Origin of the sequence: Streptomyces sp. NPDC058086, assembly GCF_042885015.1 — a bacterium.
GTDB lineage: Bacteria > Actinomycetota > Actinomycetes > Streptomycetales > Streptomycetaceae > Streptomyces.
On record NZ_JBHVST010000005.1, the window covers coordinates 137,854 to 162,956 of the forward strand.

A 25,103-nucleotide genomic window follows, 5' to 3' on the forward strand; every position below is an offset into this window, starting at 1 on the left:
GCCGGTGACCGTCCGACTCGACCACGTGGGCGTCAACGTACGCGATCTGCCCGCCCAAACCATCTGGTACCAGGGGGCGTTCGGGCTCAGGACCGTCTTCGAGTTCACCCTCGAAGGACCCGGTCTGAGCGCCGTCGTCCTGGAGCATCCGCACGGCTGGCGCGTCGAACTCCTCGCCAGGCCCGGATCCGCGCCGGGGCTGCGGGCCCCGGACCCGCTGACCGCCGCCCTCACCGAGGGATACGGACACTTCGCGGTCACCACCCCCGAACTCGACCCCGTCTACGCGGCCTTGGTGGCGCACGGAGCGGGCGAGGCCATGAAACCGGGTCCTTCCCCCGAACCCGGTATTCGCATGGCCTGGGTCACCGACCCCGAGGGAAATCTCATCGAACTCATAGAGAAAAACGCAGAGTGAGGGCACGCACGATGACGGATTCGATCTCCACGAGCTCTTTGAAGAAATTGGACCTCGGAACACTCATAGCCTGCTGTCTCGCAGTCGCCGCCGCGCAACTGTGCATTACCGTTCCGTCCCCCATCAATGGCGAAATCCAGGCCGCCTTCGGGGCGTCCGGTTCCCAGGTCGCCTGGGTCACGTCCGCCTTCATTCTCCCCACCGCCATTCTTGAACTGAATTTCGGTGTGGTCGGAGACCTCTTCGGCCGCAAGCGCCTGCTGGTGCTCGGCGGGCTCGTCCTGGCGTTCGGCGAACTTCTTAATGCCACCTCCCAGAACATCACCATGATGTGGATCGGGCAGGCGCTGGCCGGTATCGGCGCCGCGGCGCTCTTCCCCAGTTCCCTCGCGGTCATAGCGGCCGCCACCCCGGACGGGAAGGACCGTGCCAAGGCGGTCTCCACCTGGGCGCTCAGCATCTCCCTCGCCTCCGCGGTGGGACCGCTGTCCTCCGGTGTGCTCGCCACCGTCGCCGACTTCCGCTGGGCGTTCGTGCCGCCCGTCGTCCTCGGCCTGGCCGTCGCCGTCGCCTGCTGGAAACTGGTCACCGACTCCAAGGCCCCCGAAGGCCGCGCCCTGGACTGGCCGGGCCAGATCACCATCGCCGTCGGCCTCACCGCCCTGCTCTGGGGCATCATCGAGGGCGGCGACCGCGGCTGGGGCAGCGCGGCGATCGTCGGCGCGCTTGCCCTCGCGGCGGTGGCCCTCGTCGGCTTCGTCGTCGCCGAGACCCGCGCCGCCTCACCCATGTTCAACCTGGACCTGCTGAGGATCCCGTCCTTCGCCGCGGCGGCCGTCGTCGCCCTGGCCGGCATGTTCGGCTTCATCGGCACCGCGTACTGCGTCTCCATCCGCCTCGGCGCCGTGATGCATCTGAGCGCGCTGCGCGCCAGCATGCCGTTCGTGATCCTCCAGCTGATCCCGCTGCTCCTGGCACCGGTGCTCAGCAGGATGCTCACCCGCGTCGACGCCCGCTGGCTCCTGATGGGCGGACTGCTGCCGATGGCCGCGGGACAGTTCTGGATCGCCGCGCTGCCCATCACCACGACCTCCCTCCCCGCCTTCATCGGCCCGGTGCTGCTGCTCGGCGTCGGTTTCATCTGCGTCGTCTCCTCACTGACCTCGGCCGCCGTGAACGCCGTACCGATCCACATGACCGGCATGGCCAGCGGCGCCACCAGCCTGGTCCGTGAGTTCGGCCAGGGCCTCGGCCCGGCCGTCATCAGCACCATCGCGATGAGCGCCGCGTCCTCCGCCCTGGTGGGCAAGCTCAACGGCGCGGACGCCGGCATGGAGGCCGCCGCGGGCCCGCTCGCCGTCGTCAACGCGGGCAGCGACAGCGCCAGGGCCGCCGCGCAGACCGCGCTCGGCCACGGCATGGCCCTCGGCGTGGTGATCTGCGGCTGCGCCTCCCTGCTCGGTGCGCTGGTCACCCTCCTGCTGGTGCGCAAGAACACCGCCCGAGCAGCTGTCGGCGCCACCAGCGAGCCGTCGGCGCGGACGGCCACCGCGTAGCGCGGATCTTCACGAAGAGGCCGGGACCCGGGTCCCGGCCTCTTCGTGTGCCCGGGGTGTCGATTCGGCGCGGTCCCGTTCGTCGGTGGGGTGTAGGAAGTTCATGAGCACCGGGAGGAACCATGAAGTACATGCTGCTGGTCTGCGGCGACGACACGGCCGACGCCTCCGGCATGGCACCCGTCGAACCCTGGGTCGAGGAGCTCGGCGCCGAACGGGGCGTGCGGCTGCACGGCCACCGCCTCAGCGATCCCGCCGACGCGGTCACCGTACGGGTGCGCGGCGGCGAGGTGCTGCGCACCGACGGGCCGTTCGCGGAGACGAAGGAGTACGTCGCCGGATACGACATCCTCGAGTGCGACAGTATGGAAGAGGCCGTCGAGGCGGCCGCCAAGCACCCCGTGGCAACCGTGGGGGCCATGGAGGTGCGCGCGTTCTGGGAGGACGAGGACGCCGAGGGGGAGATCCGCCGACTCGACGACGAGCTGACGGCGGCCTTCCGTGAGCGGGACGTCGACCGGTGGCTGGCCTGCTACACGCCGGACACGGAGGTGTTCCACCCGATGAGCGGCCTGGAGGAAAGCGGAACCGACGCCCTCCGCAAGGCCCAGGAGTGGTTCTACTCCACCGTGACCGGGCCCGTACGCCGCGAGGTGCTCGCCTTCCGTCTCCGCGTCGACGAAAGCGTCGCCTTCAGCCACGGGCTCGTCCGGATCCGGGGCACGTTCACCACGGGCGAGCCGCTGGACAGCACAGTGCGCGTGACGACCGGCTACCGTGCCGTGGGAGACAGTTGGCTGATCGCCCACGAGCACGCGTCGGTCCCGTTCGACGCGGGCATCGAGGAGGTCCGGTCATGAAGTACGTCCTGTTCATCTGCACCCCCGTCGGCGGCGAGGAGCTGAGCCCCGCCGAGATCGCCGACGACCCCCGCTTCACCTCGTACATCGACGAGGTCCGAAGCCGCGACATCGTCAAGGGCGGCGCACGGCTGCGGCCGTCCACCGACGCCACCACCGTCCGTGTCCAGGGCGACGAAGTCCTGCTCAGCGATGGCCCATTCGTGGAGTCCAAGGAGTACGTGGCCGGCTTCGACCTCATCGAGGTCGCCGACCTCGACGAGGCCATCGCGCTCGCGTCCCGGCATCCGGCGGCGCTGGGCGGCGGCTCGGTCGAGGTGCGGCCGGTCTGGGAGTGAGCGACATCGGTGACGTGGAGGCGGCGGTCACCGCCGCCTTCCGCGAGGAATGGGGCCAGGTCGTCGCCACCCTGATCCGGGTGACCAGCGACTGGGACCTCGCCGAGGAGTGCGCGCAGGACGCCTTCGCGCAGGCCCTGGACCGGTGGCGGCGCGATGGAGTGCCGAGCCGCCCCGGCGCCTGGCTGACCACGACCGCGCGCCACCGGGCCCTGGACGTGCTGCGCCGCGAGGCGGCGGGGGCCCAGAAACTGCGGGAGGTGGCCGTGCTGGCGCGGGACGACGGGCCGTGCGACCCGGAGTACGACGGCGACGACAGCGGCGTCCGCGACGACCGTCTGCGTCTGATCTTCACCTGCTGCCACCCGGCGCTCCCCATCGAAGCCCGGGTGGCACTGACCCTGCGCACCCTCGCAGGGCTCACCACCCCCGAGATCGCCCGCGCCTTCCTGGTGCCCGAGGCGACCATGGCGCAGCGCCTGGTGCGCGCCAAACGGAAGATCCGCAACGCCGGCATCCCCTACCGCGTACCGCCCGCGCATCTGCTGCCCGAACGCACCACCGGCGTCCTCGGCGTGGTCTACCTGCTCTTCAACGAGGGGTACGCCGCCACGTCCGGCGCCGATCTGGTGCGTACGAACCTCTGCGCGGAGGCCATCCGGCTCGCCCGTGTCCTGGCCCGCCTGATGCCCGACGAACCCGAGGTCCTCGGTCTGCTCGCCCTCCTGCTGCTGCACGACGCCCGGCGCGCCACCCGGGTGGACACGGCCGGCGAGCTGGTGACGCTGGAGGACCAGGACCGTACGGCCTGGGACAGGGCCGCCGTCGACGAGGGCGCCGCCCTCCTGGAGACCGCCCTGCGCCGCGGACGCCCGGGGCCCTACCAGATCCAGGCCGCCATCGCCGCCTGCCACACCACCGCCGCGACGGCCGAGGACACGGACTGGGCCGACATCGCCGCGCTGTACGGGGAACTGGCGCGTTTCGTGCCCTCCGCCGTGGTACGGCTCAACCGTGCGGTGGCGGTGGGCATGTCCGAGGGCCCGGAAGCGGGGCTGGCGCTCGTCGCGGAGCTGGAGCGGGAGGGCGAGCTGGAGGGCTACCACCTGCTGGCCGCCACCCGCGCGGACCTGCTGCGACGGATGGGACGCCCGGTGGAGGCGGCCGAGGCGTACGCCCGGGCGCTGGAGCTCGTGGAGAACACGGCCGAGCGGCGCTTTCTGGAGAAGCGGCTCGCGGAGTGCCGATCGGCGTAGGACCCGTCCCCGGCGACGGTCCCCGGACCGGGCGGTCACGGCGACCGTCCCCGGACCGGGCGGTCACACCGAGTCGAGCGCGTTCGTGATCGCCTTCACGCCGCCGTGCGCCGAGTAGCCGCCGTCCACGGTGATCTCGGCGCCGTTCACGTAGGACGACTCGTCGGAGAGCAGATACACGACCAGCGGCGCGACCTCCTCGCAGCTGCCCGGGCGGCCCTGCGGAGTCATCGAGAGGTGCGCCCGGGTGAAGACCGGGTTGGCCGTCGCCATCAGCGGGGTCTCGATGTAGCCGGGGTGGATGACGTTCGTACGGATGCCGCGCGGCGCCAGCTCCAGCGCGGCCACCTTCGACAGGCCGCGCAGCGCCCACTTGCTCGCCGTGTACGCGACCGCGTGATGGGCGGTGAGAGCGGCCACCGAGCCGACGTTCACGATCGAGGACCCGGGGGGCATCAGCGGGGCGAGGGCCTGGACGCCGAGCATCGGGCCGGTGGTGTTCACCGCGAACGCCCGGTTCCAGTCGGCGAGTTCGACCGCGCCGAGACGGGCTCGCATCGGGATCCCGGCATTGTTGACGAGCCCGTGCACGGCCTCCAGGGAGCTCGCCAGGGCCGCCCAGTCGTCCGGGGACGACACGTCCAGGTGGTGGTAGCGCACGTCGAGGCCGTCGGCGCGCAGGGCGGCGGCGAGCTTCTCGCCGGGCTCGTCGAGGACGTCCGTGGCGACGACCGAGGCCCCCTCGTGGGCCGCCGCCGCCACCTCCACGGCTCCCTGGCCCTGTGCGGCTCCGGTGATGACGACGGTACGACCGGCCAGGCGCGTACGGCTCACGGCTTCCTCCAAGGGGGCGTGGGTTCGCTCCCCACGCTAGGAAACCGGGGCCAGCTCCGGAAACGCATGTTCGCCATGGCTGGCATCCACGCCGACGATCTCCGCGGGCGCGGGATCGTCCAGCGACGCGCCCACCTTGCGGACCGTCTCCCGCAGCCACCGGTGCGCGGGATCCGCGTGCCGGTTGTGGTGCCAGTACATGGCCTCCACGAGCGGCACGTCCGGGAAAGGCGTCGGTACGACGGCACAGCGAGCGAAGCCCTCGTAGCGCCGGGCGAGCCGCTCGGGCACCAGGGCGACCAGATCGGTGCCGCTCACCAGGAACGGCAGCACGTTGAAGCCAGGCGTGCTGACCTGCACCCGGGGCGTGATGCCGAGCGTCTCCAGCTGGCGGTCGGCGGGTGTGAGCTTGCCGATGCCGCACGCCGCGTGCGGCATCTCCGCCAGATCGCGCAGGGCGAGCCGCCCGTCCACCAGGCGCGGGTTGTCGGGGTCGACGAGACACACGAACCGGTCGTGCATCACGGCCTCGCTGACGCCCGGCAGCTGATACCCGAGCGGCACGATCATCAGGTCGTGACAGCGCAGATGAGTCTCCGTCTCCAGCTGCCCGTCCACGATGGGGTGGAAGTCGATACGGACGCCCGGCGCCTCCTGCGCGATGGCCCGCAGCAGTGGCTCCACGAACACCGTCATCACATAGTCCGACATCACCACCGAGAAGCGCTGCCGGCTGCGTGCGGGTTCGAAGTGCCGGGTCAGCGAGAGCGCCTCCTCGGCCTTGTGCAGGGAGGCCTGGACGACCGGCAGGAGGCGCTCCGCGAGCGGCGTCAGCTCGTACTCACGCCCCACCCGCACCAGCAGCTCGTCGTTGAAGTGCCGCCGCAACCGCGCCAGCGAGCCGCTCATCGCGGACTGGCTGGTGGACAGCCGCACCCCCGCGTGGGTGACGTTCTTCTCCTCCAGGAGGGCTTCCAGCGCCACCAGGAGATTCAGGTCGATCGCTCCGAGACCCATGTGTGTCTCCTTCCGGCCGCGTCGTTGAAGCTCGGTGAAACGGGAGCGTAACGACCGGGTTCCCGCCGAGGAAAGGTCCGGGAGGCAACTCACAGGGATCCGATGGCAGCCATCGGATCCCCGGATGTGTGCAGGTCGAAAGGGGGACGGAGGGTTACGGCCGGGGCGTACGGCCGCGCTTGCGGGCCCGTGGCAGGTACACGTCCGTGCGCCCGGGGACGATCCGGTTGGAGACGCTGCCCAGGCGTTCCACGGCGAGCGTCACCTCGTCGCCGGGCTTCAGGGGCGGCGGCGTACGTTCCCCGACGCGTCCCCAGAACTCCGCGAGCGCCCCCCAGCCACAGGTGCCCGAGCCGAGGATGTCGCCGGGGCGCACCCAGGTGTCGCGGGCTGCGTAGGCGACCATCTCCTCGAAGGTCCAGGAGACGTTGGCGAGGGTGTCGCGGCCGATCAGCTCGCCGTTGAGGGCGACCGTCATCTCCAGGTCGAGGAAGCCGTCCGGGTCACGCCGGTCCGCCACCTCGTCGGCCGTGACCAGGTACGGGCCGAGGGTGTTCGCGAAGTCCTTGCCCTTGGAGAAGCCGAGCCCGAGGTTCTTCTCCGGTTTCTGCAGATCACGCGCCGACCAGTCGTTGAAGACGAGGTAGCCGACGATGTGCTCGCGGGCCCGCTCGGGCGTGAGGTCCCGGCCCGCGCGGCCGACGACCGCGCCCACCTCCAGCTCGAAGTCGAGCACCGAGCAGCCCGCCGGTACCGGAACGTCGTCGTGCGCGCCGTAGGCCGCGTGCGGGTTGGTGAAGTAGAAGTTCGGCGCCCGGTACCACTCCTCGGGCACCTGCTCCAGACCGTCCAGCGACTTGGCGACACCCTCGATGTGCGCCTCGAAACCGACGAAGTCCCGGATGGACGGCGGCGTCAGCGGGGGCAGCAGCCGTACCTGATCCACCGTCAAGTCGCTCTTGATGGAAAGCGCTTCGCTGCCGGCGGCATGCAGCGCCTCCTGCTCGACGAGCGACAGGACGGTGGTGCCGGGCGGCAGCGGATGGATGATCCCCTCCCGGACGACCCCGGCGTGTTCCACGCCCTCGTACGCGTATGTCGTGAACCGCATGCCCTATCGCTCCCAGTCGTTGGTGTTGGTGACGGTCCCGGCGCTCAGATGGCCCACGAAGAGGCCCTTCGGGTCGCGCGCCGCCCGGATCTCCCGAAGCCGCTCCCACTGCGCGTCACCCATGAACCTCAGCTGCCGCACGGTGAAGTCGCAGTCCCCGAGGTACTGGCCCGCGGTCACCGGCCGCATCGCCGCCATCGCCTCGTCGAGCCAGCCGCGCAGCTCGGCGTCGCGCCCGGGATCGTCGTGGATGACGTAGGTGGCGCTGTAGATCTCGGACTGCAAGGAGAAGGCCATGTCCGGGAGTTCACGCAGCGGGGCCATCGAGAACCAGATGGTGAAGGTCTGCCGGGTCGGCTGTTCGGTGAACGCCTTCCGGATCGCCGGCACGACCTCGTCGGCGGACCCGGTCAGCCAGGCGTTGTCGACGAGGTAGCGGTGCCCCTCGGGGTTGGCGAGGCGCTGGCCCTGAAGCTGCTCGGCGAGGGTCGTCGGCTGCGCTTCGATCCGCAACAGCGCCCGGTCCGCGTACGGGTTGGCGTGCAGCGGGGCCAGTGCCTCGGCGGCCTGCTCGGCGGTGTCGGTCATCGACACGCCCGTGACCAGCAGCACCGGCCCGTCCCCGGCGGGCGGGGTCTGTGTCAGGGCGACGATCTCGACCAGGTCGGAGACGGTGTGGTGCATGCCGTGCAGCCAGGTCATGACCTCGTCGAAGAGGGCGAGCGGGTACGCGTGCACGGTGTGCGCCAGATGCTTCGGCAGCGGGCGGGTGCGCAGATGGAAGCGGGTGACGACCCCGAAGAACCCCGGGCCCGCGCCGCGCGCCGCCCAGAACAGGTCGCTGTGGTGCGTCTCGTCCGCACGCACCAGCTCGCCCTCGGCGGTGACGACGTCGATCGCGACGACGTTCTCGGCCGCCCAGCCCCAGCCGCGCGCGTTCCAGCCCTGCCCGCCCTGGAGCAGAAAGCCGCCGATGCCGACGGAGGGACAGTGCCCGCCGTTGAAGAAGCGGCCGAACTCCGCGAGGTACGGGTTGAGTTCGTCGCCGCCCTTGACGCTGGGCGTCGCCGTCACGATCCCGGTCCGCGGGTCGTACGCCATCTCGCGCAGGCCCCCGAGGTCGATCAGCAGCGCGTCCTCGCGCACCGACCAGGCGGCCCAGCTGTGCCCGCCGGAGCGGACCGCGACCTGCCAGCCCCGCTCCAGGGCGAGTCGTACGCCGTCGACGACGTCCCGTTCGGACGCGGCCGTCAGCACGGCCGCGGGGGTGCGGTCCGACGGGCGGCGGGCGTTGAAGACCCGGCCGAAACACGCCTCCTCGAAGTCCTCGTCGCCGGGGAAGTGGAGGGCGCCTGAGAAACGGTTGACGTGCACGCTCGTACTCACTTGACCGCGATCGGGTTGACGGGAGCGCCCACCGCGCCGGTCACCGGCAGTGGCGCCGCGATCAGCAGGAACTCATGGACACCGTCGGCGGCGCAGTCCTCGGCCAGCTCCTCCAGGTCCCACATCTCGCCCAGCGGGAGGCCCATGTTGGGGATCGCGATCTGGTGCAGCGGGGACATCGCCGGCTGGGCGAACTCGTACGGGCGTACTTCGAGTCCCCAGGTGTCGGAGGCGATCGCCGCGATCTCAGTACGGTGCAGCCAGCCGAGCGTGGTGAAGGAGAGGCCCGGGGCGTCCCCGGCGGCGTACCCACCCCACGCGCCGAGTCGCCGTACCCGCCCCAACTGCCCGGTCCTGACGAGGACCAGATCGCCGCGCCGTACGGACGAGGTGGCGCCCTGCGCCTCGATCGTGGTGCGCAGATGCTCCTCCAGGATCGGGAAACCGTCCGGGAGTTCGCCGTGTTCGTCGCCGACCGCGCGGCCCACGTCGAGCAAGACACCGCGGCCGGTGAAGGCGTCCTTCATGTGCTCGATGCCGGTGACCGAGTCCCCGTCGCCGTTGACGATGGTGCACGGACGGCCGTTCCAGGCCTGCTTGTTGTCGTAGATGTGCCCGAGGCCGTCCCACTGGGTGGAGGCCTGGAGCGGCATCACCACATGGTCGTCGGCGCCCCCGAAGCCGTGCGGGAAGCCCTGCGTCCCGGCGGCCGCGTCCGAACCGGTGTCCTTCATGTAGTGGACGGGGTTGATCCGGCCACGGAAACCGCGCTGCGGGCCCCTCTCGTTGAACTCCTGGGAGAGCGAGAACGACCGGCCCCGCCGGACCAGGCCCGCCGCGTGCGCCCGTATCGCGTCGTCGATGAAATTGAGGGTGCCCAGCACGTCGTCCTCACCCCAACGGCCCCAGTTCCGGTAGGCGGAACGGGCCTTGGCGAGCTCTTCCTCAATCGGACCCAGGCTCATCGAGTACGTCCATTCTGTAGCAGGTCGAGAGCGTTGCCCCCGGCGACGGCGACACGGTCGGCCGGGGCCAGTCCGGCGGCGTCCAGCCGGGCCACCGGGTCCTCGACGCCCATGTCGAAAGGGTGATCGGTGCCGAGGACGACCCGGTCCGCGCCGACCTCCTCGACCAGATGGCGCAGGCCGCCCGGGGTGTAGACGAGCGCGTCGAACCACATGCGGCGCAGATACGCGCTCGGCGGCTCCGCGCAGCCGCGCGCGTCCTCGCGCACGTGCCAGGCGTGGTCGCAGCGGCCGATGTACGTCGGCAGATAGCCCCCGCCGTGCGCGGCGACGAGCTTGAGTCGCGGGAAGCGGTCCAGGACACCGGTGAAGATGAGGTGCGAGAGCGCGACCGTCGTCTCGACGGGCTGCCCGACCGTGTTGCCGAGGTAGTGCGTGGCCAGCCGTTCCCCGAGCGAGCAGCCCCAGGGGTGCACGAAGACGACCGCGCCGAGCTCCTCGGCCCGCCGCCACACCGGGTCGTGCGCCGGGTCCGCGAGCTCCGCCCCGTCCACGGTCGTGGACACGCTGATCCCGTACAGGCCGTACTCCGTGACCGCCTTGTCGAGGAGCGCGACCGCGAGGTCCGGATGCTGGAGCGGGACCGTGCCCAGGCCGTACAGCCGCTCCGGCGCGACCGCGCAGTGCGCGGCCACGGCCTCGTTGACCGTGTGCGCCAGGCGTATGCCGAGATCCGCGTCCGCCCAGTAGTGGTGCATCGGCATCGGGCCGACCACCTGGAGGTCGACGCCCATTGCGTCCAGGTCCGCGAGCCTGGTCGTGACGTCCGTCAACTTCGGTGCGAGGTGCTGGAGTTGGGCGCGGTTGACCGCCAGTGACGTGGGGGAGTGCGCCCGCTGCTCGGCGGCCAGCTCGGCGGCCAGGCCGGGCGTGCCCGCGCACAGCGCGTCGGCGGCGGGGACGGCGAGGTGACCGTGGAAGTCCACGACGGGAACGTTCATGCGGCGGCCGTCAGATAGTCCAGGGTCTCCGACATGATCCGGCCGGGGTCCGCGCCGGGCGTCTCCGGATGGATCTCCCAGTCGGCGAGGCGCAGCGAGTTCTCCAGCACCACCCGCACCCGGGGCAGCCGGCGCGCCATGAACGTGTCGAGCGCCTTGTCGAGCGGCGCCCCACCGGTGACGAGTTCCGCGAGCACGACCGCGTCCTCGGCGCACATCGCGGCGCCCTGTGCGATCAGCGGCGGGCAGGCGTGCGCGGCGTCCCCGATGATCACCGTACGGCCCCGGTACCAGGGCTCGTCGACGAGGATCGCCTCGATCCACCGGTAGTCGACCGGGGCGTCGTCCGGCAGCGAGGCGAGGATCCTGCCCCAGGTGCCGCCGTACCCGGCGCCGCGCTCACGCAGCAGCGACAGCGGGGCGCGCGGGCCGATCAGCGAGGCGTCGAGGTTCTCGTCGAGCAGGTAGGCGTAGCACTGGTCGGGCGAGATGGGGCTGTAGCCGGCCTTGTAGCGCGGGCCACCGTAGTACACCTCCGCGCAGTCCATCTCGGGCGGGCGCTGCGCGACCACCCGGAAGATCGACATACCCACCGGGCGGGGCCTGGTGGTGATCCCGATCAGCTGCCGCATCCGCGAGTTGATGCCGTCGGCGCCGACCACGAGGTCGTAGCGGCCGCTGGTGCCGTCGGTGAACGTGACGTCCACATGGCCGGGGGACTGGTCGAGCTTCGCCACGCTCAGCGCGAGCCGGACGCGTACCCCCTGCGCGTAGACCGCGTCGCACAGCGCGTCCTGAAGGTCCGAGCGCAGCGCGCCCGCCGTCGACGGCAGCTCACCGCCGCCGGTGTGCGGGGTGCGCAGCTCGGCGAGCAGTCCGCCGTCGGCCCGGCGCAGCCGCATCACGTCGAACGGGACGGCCCGGGCGAGCACCCGGTCGAGCACGCCCACCGAGCGCAGCGCCTTGAGCGCGTTGCCCTGGACAGTGATGCCGTGGCCCACACCGAACCACTGGGGCGATACCTCGGCGAGTTCGACCTCGGCGCCCCGCTGGGCGAGCGCGAGCGACAGCACGCTACCGGTGATGCCGCCGCCGACGACGAGCACCTTGTGTACGGGCATGGGCGATCCTTGCGAACGTAGAAGAAGAAGGAGGAGGGGTGTGGTCAGGCGGTGAAGCGGTCGCCGAGCGTGCGGTAGTGCTCGACGGCGGGTGGCGCGGCGAAGAACGGGCCGACCAGGGAGCGCCACCGCTGGAAGCGCTCGGAGCTGCGGAAGCCGACCGTGTGCGCCTCCACGGATGTCCAGCCGACCAGCAGCAGATAGCGGTCCGGGCGCTCCTCGCAGCGCAGCAGCTCGGTCCAGCGGAACCCGTCCGCCTCGGCGAGCACTTCGCGGGCCTTGTCGAAGACGGCCTCGAAAACTCGTTCACGACCGGCTTCCACGGTCAGCTCGGCATGCTCGACGATCACACTCGCTCCTCGGGTCCGATGGTGCTCCGAGCCTGCTCGGAGGGTCGTTGCAGGGTCAACGGATCGAGGCATCGGCAAGGGGGACGTCATCCATCCCGTACGACGATGGGCCGCTGATCACACGGCCTCCGGCCCCCTGATGGCAGGCATCGCGGATCGTCATTTCCGCCCCGCCCCGGCGCTGCCTAGCGTCGACGGCAAGCCACCCGCCGTACGAGGAGACAGCCTGTGCTCGACCGAATTCCCTCCCACACAGGGCCGTTCGCCCTCGGCACCTTCGGGGACGGCTCCCGGGTCTTCCCGGGCCTGGTCGTCGGGCCCCGGGTACGTGACCTGTCCGACCTGGCCCCGTCCCTGCGCGCGGTCGTCGAGGACTGGGAGGCCCTCTTCCCGCGCCTGGTCGACCTTGCCCAGGAGACCGCCGACGCCTGGCACGACCTCGCCGACCTGCGCGTCCTCGCCCCCATCGAGCCCGGCCAGATCCTGCAGAGCGGCGCCAACTACCGCAAGCACGTGGTGGACCTGGTCGCCGCCGAGAAGGAGAGCGTGCACGGCGCCACGCCCGAGGATGCCCGCGCGGACGCCGAGCGGATGATGGACGAGCGGATCCGCAGCGGCGTCCCGTACGTCTTCCTCGGCTCGCCCCGCGCGATCTGCGGCCCGTACGACGACATCGTGCTGCCCGCGCTCGGTGAACAGCACGACTGGGAGCTCGAACTCGCCCTCGTCATCGGCAGGACGGGCAAGAACATCCTGGTCGAGGACGCGATGTCGTACGTCGCCGCCTACACCATCTGCAACGACCTCACCACCCGCGACCGGCTCTACCGGCCCGACCTCAAGGCCATCGGCACCGACTGGTTCACCGCCAAGAACGCCGACACCTTCCTGCCGACCGGGCCCTTCCTCGTGCCGGCCGCCTTCGTCGGCAACCCCACCGAAGACGCGGACGTCCGGATCACCCTGCGCCACAACGGAGTCGTGCGCCAGGACGAGTCCACCAAGGACATGATCTTCGACATTCCCCGGCTCATCGCCTACGTCTCCACGACCACCACCCTGCGCCCCGGTGACCTGCTGCTCACCGGCTCCCCGGCGGGCAACGGCGCGCACTGGGGCGTCTTCCTCAAGGCCGGAGACGTCATGGAGGCGGAGATCACGGGCCTCGGCCACCAGCGCAACACCGTCAGGAGCGGACAGTGACCAGCACCTTCCAGCCCATCACCCATCTCCGCCATGTCGACCTGGCCGTACCGGACTTCGCCAGGCAGCGCGCCTTCTACGGCACCACCTGGGGCCTGACCGAAGTCGCGAACGACAGCGGGATCGCCTTCTTCGCCGCCGAGGGCAGTCCCGAGCAGTACATCGTCCGCATCCGCGAGGACGAGCGGAAGCGGATGGACCTGGTCGCCTTCGGCGCCGTCTCGCCGGTCGCCGTGGACGAGCTGCATCTGCGCCTCGGGCGGTCGGGAGTCCAACTCATCGGCGAACCGGGGGCCTTGGACACGCCCGGCGGCGGCTACGGCTTCCGCTTCTTCGACCCGGACGGCAGGGTCGTGGAGGTGTCCGCCGACGTCGAGACGCGGGCACACCGCAGGATCGAGGAGCGCGAGGCGATCCCGGTGCGCCTCTCGCACTGCGTGGTCAACTCCCAGGACCCGGAGGGGCTACGGGACTTCTACGTCCGGCACCTCGGCTTCCGGCTCACCGACACCCTGTACTCGGCGCATATGGGCGACCTCATGTACTTCCTGCGGTGCAGCCCGCTCCACCACTCCTTCGCCATCGCGCGCGGCCCTCATGTCTCCCTGCACCACGCCTCGTTCGAGATGCGCGGAGTGGAGGAGTACATGCGCGGTACGGGGCGGGCGCTGCGCGCCGGTACCCGGCTCACCTGGGGTCCCGGCCGCCATCTCGCCGGCGACAACACCTTCTCCTACTTCCACGACCCGCACGGCAACACGGTCGAGTACACGACCGAACTCGCGGTCCTGGAGGAGGACCTGTGGCACCCGGGCCGCCACGACGTGGACGATCCGATCACCCAGGACCAGTGGGGCACCGCCGACCCGATGAGCGAGTCGGTCGCCAAGGAGCAGTTCAACGACCCCGACGTGCTGTTCGTCGCACCCCCCGTGTAGCCGTCAACCACCCTCAGAAAGGCCGCAGTTGTGGCAACGATCCTGAAGCACGCCGTACCGGGGGCGGAGGTCACCGCCTCGCTCGACCAGGTCCGCGAGACCGTGGCGGGCGTCATCGCGGACATCCGCGAGCGCGGCGACGCGGCCGTGCGCGCGTACTCCGAGAAGTTCGACCGGTGGAGCCCCGAGGCCTTCCGGCTCTCCGCCGAGGAGATCGAGAAGATCGTCGCCTCGGTCCCGCGGCAGGTCATCGACGACATCCGCTTCGTCCAGGACCAGGTGCGCTCCTTCGCCCGCCATCAGCTCGACTCGATGGGCGAGTTCGAGGTGGAGACCCTGCCGGGCGTCAGGCTCGGGCAGAAACACATCCCGGTGCGGGCGGCCGGCGCCTACATCCCCGGCGGCCGTTACCCGCTCACCGCGTCCGCGCACATGACCATCGTCGCGGCGAAGGTCGCGGGCGTGCCACGGGTCGTCGCCTGTACGCCCCCGATCCACGGCGAGATCCCCGCGGCCACCGTCGCCGCCGCGCACCTCGCGGGCGCGGACGAGATCTGGCTGCTGGGCGGGGTGCAGGCCGTGGCCGCGATGGCCGTCGGCACGGACACGATGGAGCCGGTGAACCTGATCGCCGGTCCGGGCAACGCCTATGTCGCCGAGGCCAAGCGCCAGCTGTTCGGCGAGATCGGCATCGACCTCTTCGCGGGCCCGACGGAGATCCTGGTCCTCGCCGACAGCGCCGCCGACCCCTTCGTGTGCGCCGTCGACCTGCTCTCCCAGGCCGAGCACGGCCCCGACTCCCCGGCCGTCCTGATCACCACCTCCCGCGAGATCGCCGAGAAGACCATCGCCGAGGTCGAGCGGCTCCTGCCGGGCATGCCCACACGCGATTTCGCGGGGCCCGCCTGGCGCGACCACGGGCAGGTGCATGTCGTGGACTCCCTCGACGAGCTGTACGCGCTCGCCGACGCGTTCGCCTTCGAGCACGTCGAGGTCCTGACCGCCGAGCCGCGCGAGGCCCTGCGCAGGATGACGCAGTACGGCGCGCTCTTCCTGGGCGAAGGCACCTGTGTGTCCTTCGGCGACAAGGTCATCGGCACGAACCATGTGCTGCCGACCCGGGGCGCCGCCCGCTACACGGGCGGCCTGTGGGTGGGGAAGTACCTCAAGACGGTCACCTACCAGGAGGTCACGGACACCGGCTCGGGGGCCCTGCTTGGCCGGCTGTGCGGGCGCGCCTCCCGCGTCGAGCTGTTCGAGGGGCACGCCCGCTCCGGTGACGTACGGGCGGCGAAGGCCGCGGGCGACGAACTGCCGTGGAACCAGGCATGACCCTCCAGGGGCGTACGGCGCTGATCACGGGCGGCGGCGGACCGCTGGGGCGGGCCTTCGCGCTCGCCCTGGCGCGAGCCGGGGTCCGGGTGGTCCTCGTCGGCCGGAGCGAGCGGGCCCTGGCCGACGCGGCGGCGCTGGTGGCCGAGGAGGGCGGAGGGGCCCGTACGGCGGTGTGTGACGTCTCCGACCCGGAGTCGGTGCGCGCCCTGGCCCTCGAACTCGCCGACGAGGAGGTGTCGTTGCTCGTCAACAACGCCGGAGTCGCGGGACCAGTACGTCCGCTCACCGACATCGAGCCCGAGGAGTGGGACGAGGTGTTCGCCGCCAACGTCCGCGGGGTGTACCTGATGTGCCGGGCCTTTCTGCCGCCCATGATCGCGGCCGGAGGCGGTGACATCGTCAACATCGCCTCCGTGAGCGGGAAGCGGCCGCTGCTGAACCGCACCCCGTACACCGCCTCGAAGATGGCGCTCCTCGGTCTGACCCGGACGCTGGCGGGCGAGGTCGGACCATACGGCGTCGCGGTCAACTCCCTTTCCCCCGGGCCGGTTCGAGGTCCGCGCATGGACCGCAACTTCCGGCTGACGGCCGAGCTGACCGGTACGAGCGTCGAGGCCGCCGAGCGGGACTTCGCCTCGCGCGCCGCGCTGGGCCGGCTCGTGGAGGAGGACGAGGTAGCCCGGACGCTGGTGGCGATGCTCGCGATGCCGGGGCTGTGCGGGGCGGACATCGACCTGTCGGCGGGGATGATCGCACCGGCGTAGTCCCGGGCGCGGCAAACACGGTGTGGCGCGCACGGTGTGGCGGACGGTCCAGACCGTCCGCCGCACCGTCGTGCGTTCCCCGCAGTCCCGTCTGTGACCACGCTGTGTGACGGCCATGAACCGGGCCGCACGATCGGAGACATCGCCCTCCCGTATGTGTCCGCAAGGCGACTACTCGCTTGTGCACAGGGCTGATTCACTTTCCCACGCGCACCTTTGGTGCCTCCGCCCGACCCGTCGCCCCCATGAATCCGACGGCCGGCCGGTCACGCTGCGCGACGGCGCACTCGATCTCTGGGAAGGCATGCAATGACGCTGATCACCCGACGTTCGTTCCTGATCGCCGGTACGGCCACGGCCGGAGCCCTGCTCGTTCCGGCGGCGCCCGCCCTGGCCGCGGGGCCCGCGCCGAAGGCGACCAGGGCGGGCAAGATCTCCGTGGGAGCCGGCGAGACGTACCAGCTCTCCGCGACCACGGCCGTGAGCGAGCTGTCCATAGCCGAAGGAGGAAAGATCACCGCGCCCGACGGGTACAACGTCACCCTCACCGTCGACGGGGGCGAGACCGGGCAGCTCCTCACCGAGACGGGCGGAACCGAGACGCTGATCTCCGCCGGCACCTACCAGGGTGACATCGTGCTCACCGTTGCGGAGGCCAACGCGGTCACCTATCAGACCGTCACCTTCCCCTTCCGGCAGGCCCTTTACGTGGGCGCCGACGGTGTGGACCGCGCCAAGTCCGTCCTGTCCGGCGTCGTCGGCGGCACGCTCACCGACACCCTCGCCCGCAACGTCGCGATCACCTCCACCGGCGAGTGCTTCGACGGGGTCTTCGTGAAGAACGGCACCTACACGCTCAAGAGCTCCGCCATCTCCCTCACGGGCAACGGGCGTTGCGACTTCGCGGGATACGGCGCCGCGGTCGTCGGCACCGGCTCGGCCACGACACTCGTCGTGGACGGCGCCAGGATCACCAACAAGGGCGTGGTGCGCACGACGGTCATCGCGGACGACGGCGCCAACGTCATCGTGAAGAACTCCCGCCTGCGGGCCCGCAACGGCACGCTCCCCGCCGACTACCAGGCGACCGTGGAGACCCCGTACATGGAGTCCGTGCCGTGGATGCTCGGCCTCGATGGCAATGTCCGCGCCACCAACCTCATCGGCGCCGGCACCAAGGCGACGTACATCAACTCGACCGTGCAGTCGGAGACCTGGGGAGCCCTGTCGGTGGAGGGCGGCAGCGGGCTCCAGCTGACAGCGATCAACACCAGCGTCGGCAACACGGGAACGTACGGCTACGGCACCTACGCCATCGGGGACGCCACCGTCCGGGTGCTCGGCTCGCAGTTCGATGTCGGCTCCTACGCCACCATCTGTGCGGGCCCGGCCGCCTCGATCCACTACGGCGACAGCACTCGCGAAGCCGTCGCGGCACTCAACTCCTCGCTCGGCCTCGGACTGACCAAGGCCGAACTGGCGGCCATCCCGGCCCGGATCACGGTCGTCAACTCGGGCCACTTCGGCTTCATGTTCTTCGGCACCGGCACACTGAAGGTGGACGGCGGCACGGTCGTCACCTCCGCGCAGACCACCTTCCTCAACAAGGGCCAGCAGACCTCGATCACGGTGGACGGATCGGACGGCGCGCAGCTCAACCCCGGCAACGGGATCATCCTGCAGATGATCGAGAGCGACGACCCGGGCCCGGTGAACGTCGACGGCAAGATGATGAACGTCGGCGTCTACACCGAGCCCACGGGCGACCCAGCCAAGGACGCCTCCTTCGACCCCGCCTCGGTTCACACGGCCGACGGCGCCGCCACCTTCACCTCCATCGCGCTGGCGGGCGACTTCTACAACGGCATGCGCGCGGGCAAGAACATGGTCCTCACCTTCGAGGACTCGACCGTGCGGGGCGTCATCTCGGCCACGAAGGCCGAGCACCGCGTCAGCACGATCGACTCCTCGAACTTCTACGAGCTGGGCCAGGTCACCAACACCGTCCAACCCGCCGTCAACAACGGCGTGATCGTCCAGCTGAACAGCGGCTCGGCCTGGACCGTGACCGGCACCTCGTACCTGACCAGGCTGACTGTCGCCGCCGACGCGGCGGTGCGGGCGGCGAGCGGCAAGTCCGTGGCCATGACGGTCGACGGCACGCAGACGGCCCTCGAGGCAGGCGGCGACTACTCCGGCGCGATCGTCCTCACGGTCGGCTGAGCAGCCGGGGGCGTCCGGGGCCGAAGCCCGGCGGGCGATGACCGACGCATATCCTCTCCCGCATGGTTGATCGTCTTACGGTTGATGTGGGAGGGGTCCGGCTCGTCTGCCAGGTGTGGGGCCAGGAGTCCGCTCCGCCGCTCGTCCTGTTGCACGCGCTCGGCGAGGACAGTACCGACTGGGTCGAGGTGATGCCCGCCCTCGCCCGCGGGCGACGGGTGTACGCCCTCGATCTGCGCGGCCACGGACGGAGCGACTGGCCGGGGGAGTACTCGCTCGAACTCATGCGTGCCGATGTGCTCCGGTCCCTCGATGTGCTGGGACTCGGCACGGTGGACCTGATCGGACACTCCATGGGCGGGGTCGTGGCCTACCTGCTCGCGCAGGAGCGACCGGAGCGGGTGAGCCGGCTCGTCCTGGAGGACGTGCCGGTTCCGCGGCCTCGCGAGAAGACCACTCCGACCAGGCCGGACGGCGAGCTCACCTTCGACTGGGACATGGTGACGGCCATCAGGACGCAGATCGACACGCCCGACCCCGCGTGGCTCGAGGGACTGAGCAGGATCACCGCCGACACACTGGTGCTGGGCGGCGGACCGGGCAGCCATGTGCCCCAGGACGGCATCGCCGAGCTCGCCCGCCGCGTCCCCGGCGGGCGAGTCGTCACGATCCCCGTCGGACACCTCATCCACAGCGCGGCGCCTCAGGCGTTCACGGAGGCGGTGTGCGCGTGCCTGGACAAGGGCAGGGACGCTGGCTAGCGACCGGGGCCCAGGTCGAAGATCCCGTACGCGAAACCCTCGACGGTGATCGTGGGGCCGTTCACCGTGACCCCGGCGGCCTCTACCGGCGTTCCGGCGCGAGCACCGTCGTAGGCGTAACTCGCCCTCTTTTCCTGTGGGTTGATGATCACGAGGTACCTTCCGCCGCGCAGGTACACGAACGGATGGCCGGCGTGCAGCACCTCCACCGAGCCCCGGGAGCCGAGCTGCGGGGTGTGGGTGCGCAGGGTGACGAGGCGGCGTACGAGGTGGAGGAGCGAGGTCTCGTCGGCGCGCTGGGCGGCGACGGTCGGGCGGGTGGGCGACGGGTCGACGGGGAGGTAGAGGCGGTCCGGCGCGGCGGTGGAGAAACCGGCGTTCGGGCCCTCGTCCCACTGCATCGGTGTGCGGGAGCCCGCGCGGTTGTAGCGGAGGCCGAGGACGCTGCCCTCCTGGTCGGGCAGGCCCGGAAGGTAGCGCATGCCGATCTCGTCGCCGTAGTAGATCGCCGGGAGCGTCGGCCAGGTGAGCTGGAACGCGAAGGCGGCGGGCAGTTGCTCGGGTGTGCGCGGGCCGCAGTTGAGGCGGGAGAAGTCGTGGTTGGCGGTGGGCAGGGAGATGAAGCCGCTCGCGCCGAGCGCGGTGGACGCCTTCTCCCAGGCTTCGAGGAAGGGGCGCGGCGAACCCCGGCCGCTGCGGTCGAAGAAGCAGTCGAGCGGGTCCCAGCTCTCGTTGACCGTCCCCTCGCCGTTGCTCCACAGCGAGCGCAGGGCGAGGCCGTCGGTGGGGCCGCCGAACTGGAGGAAGAAGTCCGCGTGGAAGCCCGCCGGGACGGACACCTCCGGCTCGCCCCACTCCGAGAGCAGCACCGCGTCCGGATGCGCGTCGTCCAGCCAGTGGCGCAACTCGGCCCAGACCTTGGCGGTTTCCGTCTTGTCCGGGTCGTCCTTGACGAGCGAGGCGGCCATGTCGACACGGAAGCCGGACAGGCCGAGCCCCAGCCAGTGGTCCATGATCGTGCGCAGCGCCGCCCGGTTGGCGCGCGGCCCCTCGGCGTCGACCGGCAGGCGCCAGGGCTCGGCCGGATTCGCCCGCGCGTAGCCGAAGTTGAGGGCGGGCTGGAAGGCGAAGAAGTTCGGCAGGTACGCGCCCGGGCGGGTGCCGGGGGAGGGGACGAAGCCGTCGGGACGGCCCTCGGCCGCCCAGATGTACCGGTCGTCGGTCGGATCATGCGCGGCGGCCTTGAACCACGGGTGCTCGTCGGAGGTGTGCCCCGCCACGAGATCCAGCAGGACCCGGATGCCACGCCGGCCCGCCTCGTCGACCAGCTTGGCCAGGTCGTCGAGGGAGCCGTAGCGCGGTGCGACGGCCAGGTAGTCGCTGACGTCGTACCCGGCGTCGTGGAACGGTGAGACGAAGCACGGGTTCAGCCACACGGTGTTCACGCCCAGCCACGCGAGGTGGTCGAGGCGCTCGGCGATCCCGTTGAAGTCGCCGATGCCGTCGCCGTTCGAGTCGGCGAAGGACTGCGGATAGATCTGGTAGAAGACGGCGTCGGCCAGCCAGACGGGGGCAGGACGGAACGAAGTCATGAACGGGACCCTAGACCGGCGCCCGGGGCGCGCGCTGCCCCTAAGCTGAGGGCGATGTTCACCCCGCAAGGTCCCACCCTCCGCGAACTGGCCGCGCAGGCCCTGTCCTCCGTCGAGCACGGCTATGACCTGCTCGCACCCAAGTTCGACCACACGCCGTTCCGGACTCCGGACGCGATCCTCGACGCCGTGGCCCGTGCACTGGGCCCCATCGGCCCGTTCGACCACGGTCTCGACCTGTGCTGCGGCACGGGCGCGGGCATGGAGGTGCTGAGCGAACTCTGCCGGGAGAGGGTCACCGGGGTCGACATCAGCGCGGGGATGCTGGCCGTGGGGCGGGAGCGGGCGGGTACGGGGAAACTGAAGCGTACGGATGCGGACGCGCCGGGGGTCGCGCGCCCCGGATCGTACGAGGGCGTGCGTCGGGGGACGTCGCCGCGCCTCGCATGGGTACGGGGTGACGCGCGCGCTCTGCCCTTCGGCCCCGTCTTCGATCTCGTCGTCAGCTTCGGCGCGTTCGGGCACTTCCTGCCGCGCGAGCTGCCGGGTCTGTTCGGCCAGGTCCACTCCGTACTGCGACCGGGCGGGCACTTCGCGTTCCCGGTCACGGCCCCGCCGCGTCCGAGTTCGCCCTGGTACTGGGCTCTGTTGGGCTTCGACGCCGCGATGCGGGTGCGCAACGCCGTCTGGCGGCCGCCGTTCGTCATGTACTACCGGGCGTTCCGGCTCGGCGACGTACAGCGGGAGCTGAGGCGGGCGGGGTTCGAGGTGGAGCTCCTGGCGCTGCCCGAGTTCGGCTGGCGGCGTGACGGCAGTCCGCGATGCCGGATGGTGGTGGCCACCCGAATCGGCGGCGCCTCCTCCGCCGCTTCGGATGCCGCTTCCGGTTCCGGCTGACCCGCGCTGTCCTGGGAGGTCAGGCGAAGCGGCGGACGAACTCCAGCGCGGTGTCGGCGACCTCCTGCCAGCCGTGGTCGATGGTCAGCGCGTGGCCACGGTTCGGGATCTCCGTGATCTCGGTGACGCCCGGGTTGTGCTGCTGCTTCTTGTACGAGGCGTTCGCGATCGCCCACGGCACGGTGTGGTCCTTCTCGCCCGAGATGATCAGCAGCGGGCCACGGTCGGGGTTCTCGGCGTCGACCTTGGCCTCGGTCCACGGGTTGAAGTTCGCCGTGGCGGCCTGGAAGAGCGGGGCGCCCGGCGCGGGTACGGCGAACGTGCCGTACAGCTCCTTGGCCTCCTCCTCGCTCACCGCGTTGGCGAAGCCATAGCGAAATTGGTCGAAGGTGAGCGGGACGGCCCGGTGCCGGTTGGCCGGGTTGCCCAGGACCGGCGCGGCGGAGCGCAGCGACGAGATCGGCAGCGGCAGCACGCCCCGGAACGGTGCCGGGTCGATCGCCACCGAGACGGCGGACCGGCCCCGGCCGGCGAGGATCTGGGTGAGCAGTCCGCCGAAGGAATGGCCGATGACCGCCGGCTTCTTCTCCAGGCCGCCGATCAGTGTCTCCAGGTGGTCGGCGACCTGCCCGACCGTCTTGCCGGCGAAGACCTCCGGGTGGGTGTTGGCCTCCTCGACCGTGTCGGGGTCGTCGGGCCAGGTCAGGGAGACCGGCGCGTAGCCCGCCTGCTCGAAGTGCGCGGCCCACCGGTCCCAGCTGCTCGGCAGCAGCCACAGGCCGTGGACGAAGACGACCGGGACGCGGCCCGTGGCATTGGCTCGCTCGATCTGCTGTGCGTCGTCGGTGGTCATGTCTCGAAGCCAGTCGCGTACGGCGCCGGCGGGATCTGTCATGTGACTGCGTCCTCGGACCGGTTTCACCCCGCCGCCGGCAGTGTGAACTCGTAGACGAGGGCGTCCTGTTGCGCCTCCACCACCAGTTCGGTGATCTCCAGGGGCCGGTCGTACTGGTCGTGCACGCGCCGGGTGACCCGCACCGACTGCGGGAGCCGGGTGATCGCGTCCCGGTGGTGCAGGGTCAGTCCGGCCTTGCGCATCCAGTCGTACGCCCGCCGCAGCTGCGCCGACGCGGCGCCGTCCGCGCGGTCGCGGTAGCGGGCGAGTTCCTCGACCTCGGTCACGGCGACGGCGGAGAACGAGGTGACGGCCGTACGCAGTCCGCTGCCGTCCGCCGCGGCCGACTCGTAGCGATGGACGAGGGTCGGCCGGGCCGGCGCGAGCCCCAGTGCCTCGGCGTGTTCGGGCGGGGGAGCCTCCCAGGTGACGCTGGCGCGGTGGACGGCGCACGGCTCGGCGGTGTGCGCGCCGACGGGGAAGTCGAGCGAGGGGATGTGCTCGGCGGTGGTGCCGGTCAGGGTCGCGTGGCTGCCGCGCCGGTCGGTGGAGACGAGGCCGTCTCGCCGCAGCCGCTGCAGCGCCTGCCGTACCGTCTCGCGGCTGACGCCGAAGCGCGTGGCCAACTCCCTTTCCCCCGGGAGTCGTTCACCGGGCGGAACGGTCCCGTCGCGCAGCTCGCCGAGCAGTTGTGCGGCGATGCGCGCGTAACGGGGCTCCTGGTCGGACGGGTGGGTGCTGGATGGACTGGTGGTGCGGGCCATGTCCGCGCCTCCTGCGAGGTGACCGTGGTGAGCGGGGTGATCGTGCTGATCGTGGTGACAAGACGTAGCCGTGCGGGCTCTGTGTGCCACCAGATCTAGCATTGGTCTAAACCACGAGGGAAGAGCGGTCGGACGGTTCGGCCGGTTTCAGCCCGCACCCACCGGGCGTCGCGGGCGCGCTCAGAGCGCGCTGTACAGGGCGTCCACAAGCGCCATCTTCCTTGGGTCGTCGGCGATGTGGGGGCCCATCCGGTTCATGACGTACCCCAGGGAGAGGCCCGACTCCGGGTCGGCGAGACCGCAGGAGCCGCCGAAGCCGTCGTGTCCGAAAGCCCTCGGGTTGGGGCCGTACGAGCCATTGGGTCCACTCAGCCACAGCCCGAGGCCGGCTTCCGTCTCGTGCTCGAACCCGGCGCCGAGCACCAGGTCCCGGCAGCTGCCCTGCCCCTCGCGCACCCGTTCCGCGGCCTCCGGGGAGAGCACCTGCCGGGAGCCGTACGCCCCGCGCCCGGCGAAGATCCCGTACAGCGCCGCGACCGCGCGGGCCGTGCCGTGGCCGTTGGCCGCCGGTATCTCGGCAGCCCGCCACCCGGCCGTGTTGGCCTCGGTGGCGCCGACCAGCGGGTTGGTGAGGGCGGCCACGGCCGCGGGCGCCAACTGGGCGAAGATCGCCGCCTGTTCACTGCTCGACGCGACCGGCGGATGCACCAGCTCGGCCGCGCGGTCGGCCTCCTTCTCCGGCAGCCCGATGGTGAAGTCGACTCCGAGCGGCCCGGTCACCTCCCGCTCAAGGAACGCGCCAGGCCGCAGCCCGGAGACGCGACGCACCACCTCTCCCACCAGGTGGCCGAAGGTGAGCGCGTGATACCCGGACCGGGTCCCCGGCTCCCACCAGGGTTCCTGAGCCGCCAGCCGCTCGACGGTCAGCTCCCAGTCGCAGAGCTGGGCCAGATCGTGCGGCTCGCGCAGCCCGGCCAGCCCCGCGCGGTGCGACAGCAGATGCCGTACGAGCACGGACTCCTTGCCCGCCGCCGCGAACTCCGGCCAGTACGCGGCCACCGGGGCGTCGAAGTCGAGCAGCCCGCGATCGGCCAGGATGTGCGCGCACAGCGAGGTCGGCCCCTTGGACGTCGACCAGACGTTGACCAGCGTGTCGCGCTCCCAGGGCCGGGTACGCGCTGCGTCGGCCCAACCGCCCCACAGGTCGACCACCGTCTCGCCGTCGAGCGTGACGGTCACGGCCGCGCCGAGCTCGTCGCGGCCCTGGAAGTTCTCCTCGAACGCGGTGCGCACCGCCGCGAAGCGGGCGTCGCAATGGCCGTGAACACGCGGCGTGGGCTGGGTCATGGGACCTCCGTCATCCATCGGGACTCCGGCCCCGAACGTACCGACTGGTCGGACTGGAGGGAAGCGATGTGACGGCATCCGTCTTCCGTACGTGTCGCGTCGCCCGTCGTCCCTTCACCGCGGCATCTTCCGAATGTCACCCAACACCCCTACGCTGCACGTCGGTTGACC

Annotated in this window: 24 protein-coding genes; 12 read left to right on the forward strand and 12 right to left on the reverse strand. The window is 71.1% G+C overall.

Annotation, left to right across the window (positions count from 1 at the left end; translation table 11 throughout):
- Nucleotides 1-4 precede the first annotated feature (4 nt).
- From ACFVWD_RS05835 to ACFVWD_RS05855, 5 genes are all read left to right on the forward strand, one after another.
- Nucleotides 5-418: a VOC family protein gene (locus ACFVWD_RS05835; protein WP_212727891.1), complete on the forward strand. Its 414-nt coding sequence runs from the start codon at nt 5-7 to the stop codon at nt 416-418.
- 11 nt (nt 419-429) lie between these two features.
- Nucleotides 430-1,974: an MFS transporter gene (locus ACFVWD_RS05840; RefSeq protein WP_389594143.1), complete on the forward strand. Its 1,545-nt coding sequence runs from the start codon at nt 430-432 to the stop codon at nt 1,972-1,974.
- Nucleotides 1,975-2,096: 122 nt separating this feature from the next.
- A complete protein-coding gene (locus tag ACFVWD_RS05845; protein ID WP_389594144.1) occupies nt 2,097-2,834 on the forward strand; it encodes a nuclear transport factor 2 family protein in 738 nt (245 codons plus the stop codon).
- Nucleotides 2,831-3,172: a YciI family protein gene (locus ACFVWD_RS05850; RefSeq protein ID WP_168506197.1), complete on the forward strand. Its 342-nt coding sequence runs from the start codon at nt 2,831-2,833 to the stop codon at nt 3,170-3,172. Before ACFVWD_RS05845 ends, ACFVWD_RS05850 begins: the two co-directional genes overlap by 4 nt.
- Entirely contained in the window at nt 3,169-4,428 is a 1,260-nt protein-coding gene (locus tag ACFVWD_RS05855) for an RNA polymerase sigma factor (protein ID WP_389594145.1), read from the forward strand. The genes ACFVWD_RS05850 and ACFVWD_RS05855 overlap by 4 nt, the downstream gene beginning before the upstream one ends.
- A 63-nt stretch (nt 4,429-4,491) precedes the next feature.
- On the opposite strand, the gene ACFVWD_RS05860 is transcribed toward ACFVWD_RS05855, so the two are convergent.
- The 8 genes from ACFVWD_RS05860 to ACFVWD_RS05895 all read right to left on the reverse strand — a co-directional run bounded on the left by ACFVWD_RS05860 (nt 4,492) and on the right by ACFVWD_RS05895 (nt 12,213).
- On the reverse strand, nt 4,492-5,262 hold the full coding sequence (locus ACFVWD_RS05860) for an SDR family NAD(P)-dependent oxidoreductase (RefSeq protein WP_389594146.1): 771 nt from the start codon (nt 5,260-5,262) through the stop codon (nt 4,492-4,494).
- A gap of 36 nt (nt 5,263-5,298) precedes the next feature.
- Nucleotides 5,299-6,279, reverse strand: a complete 981-nt coding sequence (locus ACFVWD_RS05865; RefSeq protein ID WP_168506193.1) for a LysR family transcriptional regulator — start codon at nt 6,277-6,279, stop codon at nt 5,299-5,301.
- Between the two features lie 154 nt (nt 6,280-6,433).
- Nucleotides 6,434-7,390 carry a fumarylacetoacetate hydrolase family protein gene (locus ACFVWD_RS05870; RefSeq protein WP_389594147.1) on the reverse strand — a complete coding sequence of 319 codons (957 nt, stop codon included), beginning with the start codon at nt 7,388-7,390 and terminating at the stop codon, nt 6,434-6,436.
- A 3-nt stretch (nt 7,391-7,393) separates the two neighbouring features.
- The gene (locus ACFVWD_RS05875) at nt 7,394-8,764 is read right to left on the reverse strand and encodes an FAD-binding oxidoreductase (protein WP_389594233.1); all 1,371 of its coding nucleotides are present in this window, start codon (nt 8,762-8,764) and stop codon (nt 7,394-7,396) included.
- 8 nt (nt 8,765-8,772) lie between these two features.
- The gene (locus tag ACFVWD_RS05880; RefSeq protein WP_389594148.1) at nt 8,773-9,741 is read right to left on the reverse strand and encodes a cyclase family protein; all 969 of its coding nucleotides are present in this window, start codon (nt 9,739-9,741) and stop codon (nt 8,773-8,775) included.
- Nucleotides 9,738-10,742, reverse strand: a complete 1,005-nt coding sequence (locus tag ACFVWD_RS05885; RefSeq protein ID WP_389594149.1) for an amidohydrolase family protein — start codon at nt 10,740-10,742, stop codon at nt 9,738-9,740. The genes ACFVWD_RS05880 and ACFVWD_RS05885 overlap by 4 nt, the downstream gene beginning before the upstream one ends.
- Nucleotides 10,739-11,863 (reverse strand): FAD-dependent monooxygenase, encoded by a 1,125-nt coding sequence (locus ACFVWD_RS05890; RefSeq protein WP_389594150.1) that lies wholly within the window; start codon nt 11,861-11,863, stop codon nt 10,739-10,741. The genes ACFVWD_RS05885 and ACFVWD_RS05890 overlap by 4 nt, the downstream gene beginning before the upstream one ends.
- Before the next feature lie 44 nt (nt 11,864-11,907).
- A complete protein-coding gene (locus ACFVWD_RS05895) occupies nt 11,908-12,213 on the reverse strand; it encodes an antibiotic biosynthesis monooxygenase family protein (RefSeq protein ID WP_389594151.1) in 306 nt (101 codons plus the stop codon).
- Between the two features lie 228 nt (nt 12,214-12,441).
- Here ACFVWD_RS05895 and ACFVWD_RS05900 point away from each other — a divergent pair, with 228 nt between their 5' ends.
- The 6 genes from ACFVWD_RS05900 to ACFVWD_RS05925 all read left to right on the forward strand — a co-directional run bounded on the left by ACFVWD_RS05900 (nt 12,442) and on the right by ACFVWD_RS05925 (nt 19,437).
- A complete protein-coding gene (locus ACFVWD_RS05900; protein WP_389594152.1) occupies nt 12,442-13,416 on the forward strand; it encodes a fumarylacetoacetate hydrolase family protein in 975 nt (324 codons plus the stop codon).
- Nucleotides 13,413-14,354, forward strand: a complete 942-nt coding sequence (locus ACFVWD_RS05905; RefSeq protein WP_389594153.1) for a VOC family protein — start codon at nt 13,413-13,415, stop codon at nt 14,352-14,354. The genes ACFVWD_RS05900 and ACFVWD_RS05905 overlap by 4 nt, the downstream gene beginning before the upstream one ends.
- A 30-nt stretch (nt 14,355-14,384) precedes the next feature.
- Nucleotides 14,385-15,686: a histidinol dehydrogenase gene (hisD, locus tag ACFVWD_RS05910; RefSeq protein ID WP_389594154.1), complete on the forward strand. Its 1,302-nt coding sequence runs from the start codon at nt 14,385-14,387 to the stop codon at nt 15,684-15,686.
- Complete coding sequence (locus ACFVWD_RS05915; protein WP_389594155.1) at nt 15,683-16,453, forward strand: SDR family NAD(P)-dependent oxidoreductase; 771 nt, start codon at nt 15,683-15,685, stop codon at nt 16,451-16,453. Before hisD ends, ACFVWD_RS05915 begins: the two co-directional genes overlap by 4 nt.
- 309 nt (nt 16,454-16,762) lie before the next feature.
- Nucleotides 16,763-18,676, forward strand: a complete 1,914-nt coding sequence (locus ACFVWD_RS05920) for a hypothetical protein (protein ID WP_389594156.1) — start codon at nt 16,763-16,765, stop codon at nt 18,674-18,676.
- 62 nt (nt 18,677-18,738) lie between these two features.
- Nucleotides 18,739-19,437 (forward strand): alpha/beta fold hydrolase, encoded by a 699-nt coding sequence (locus tag ACFVWD_RS05925; RefSeq protein WP_389594157.1) that lies wholly within the window; start codon nt 18,739-18,741, stop codon nt 19,435-19,437.
- Here the strand turns inward: ACFVWD_RS05925 and ACFVWD_RS05930 are convergent.
- On the reverse strand, nt 19,434-21,029 hold the full coding sequence (locus ACFVWD_RS05930; protein ID WP_389594158.1) for an alpha-amylase family glycosyl hydrolase: 1,596 nt from the start codon (nt 21,027-21,029) through the stop codon (nt 19,434-19,436). The genes ACFVWD_RS05925 and ACFVWD_RS05930 overlap by 4 nt on opposite strands.
- Before the next feature lie 54 nt (nt 21,030-21,083).
- Between ACFVWD_RS05930 and ACFVWD_RS05935 the strand changes: the two genes are divergently transcribed.
- Nucleotides 21,084-21,926, forward strand: coding sequence for a class I SAM-dependent methyltransferase (locus ACFVWD_RS05935; protein ID WP_389594159.1), 843 nt, complete (start codon nt 21,084-21,086; stop codon nt 21,924-21,926).
- A gap of 19 nt (nt 21,927-21,945) precedes the next feature.
- Here the strand turns inward: ACFVWD_RS05935 and ACFVWD_RS05940 are convergent, their stop codons facing one another.
- From ACFVWD_RS05940 to ACFVWD_RS05950, 3 genes are all read right to left on the reverse strand, one after another.
- Nucleotides 21,946-22,779 (reverse strand): alpha/beta hydrolase, encoded by an 834-nt coding sequence (locus ACFVWD_RS05940; RefSeq protein ID WP_389594234.1) that lies wholly within the window; start codon nt 22,777-22,779, stop codon nt 21,946-21,948.
- A gap of 65 nt (nt 22,780-22,844) precedes the next feature.
- Nucleotides 22,845-23,585 (reverse strand): GntR family transcriptional regulator, encoded by a 741-nt coding sequence (locus ACFVWD_RS05945; RefSeq protein WP_101407439.1) that lies wholly within the window; start codon nt 23,583-23,585, stop codon nt 22,845-22,847.
- A gap of 180 nt (nt 23,586-23,765) precedes the next feature.
- Nucleotides 23,766-24,932 carry a serine hydrolase domain-containing protein gene (locus tag ACFVWD_RS05950; protein WP_389594160.1) on the reverse strand — a complete coding sequence of 389 codons (1,167 nt, stop codon included), beginning with the start codon at nt 24,930-24,932 and terminating at the stop codon, nt 23,766-23,768.
- Between the last annotated feature and the right edge of the window lie 171 nt (nt 24,933-25,103).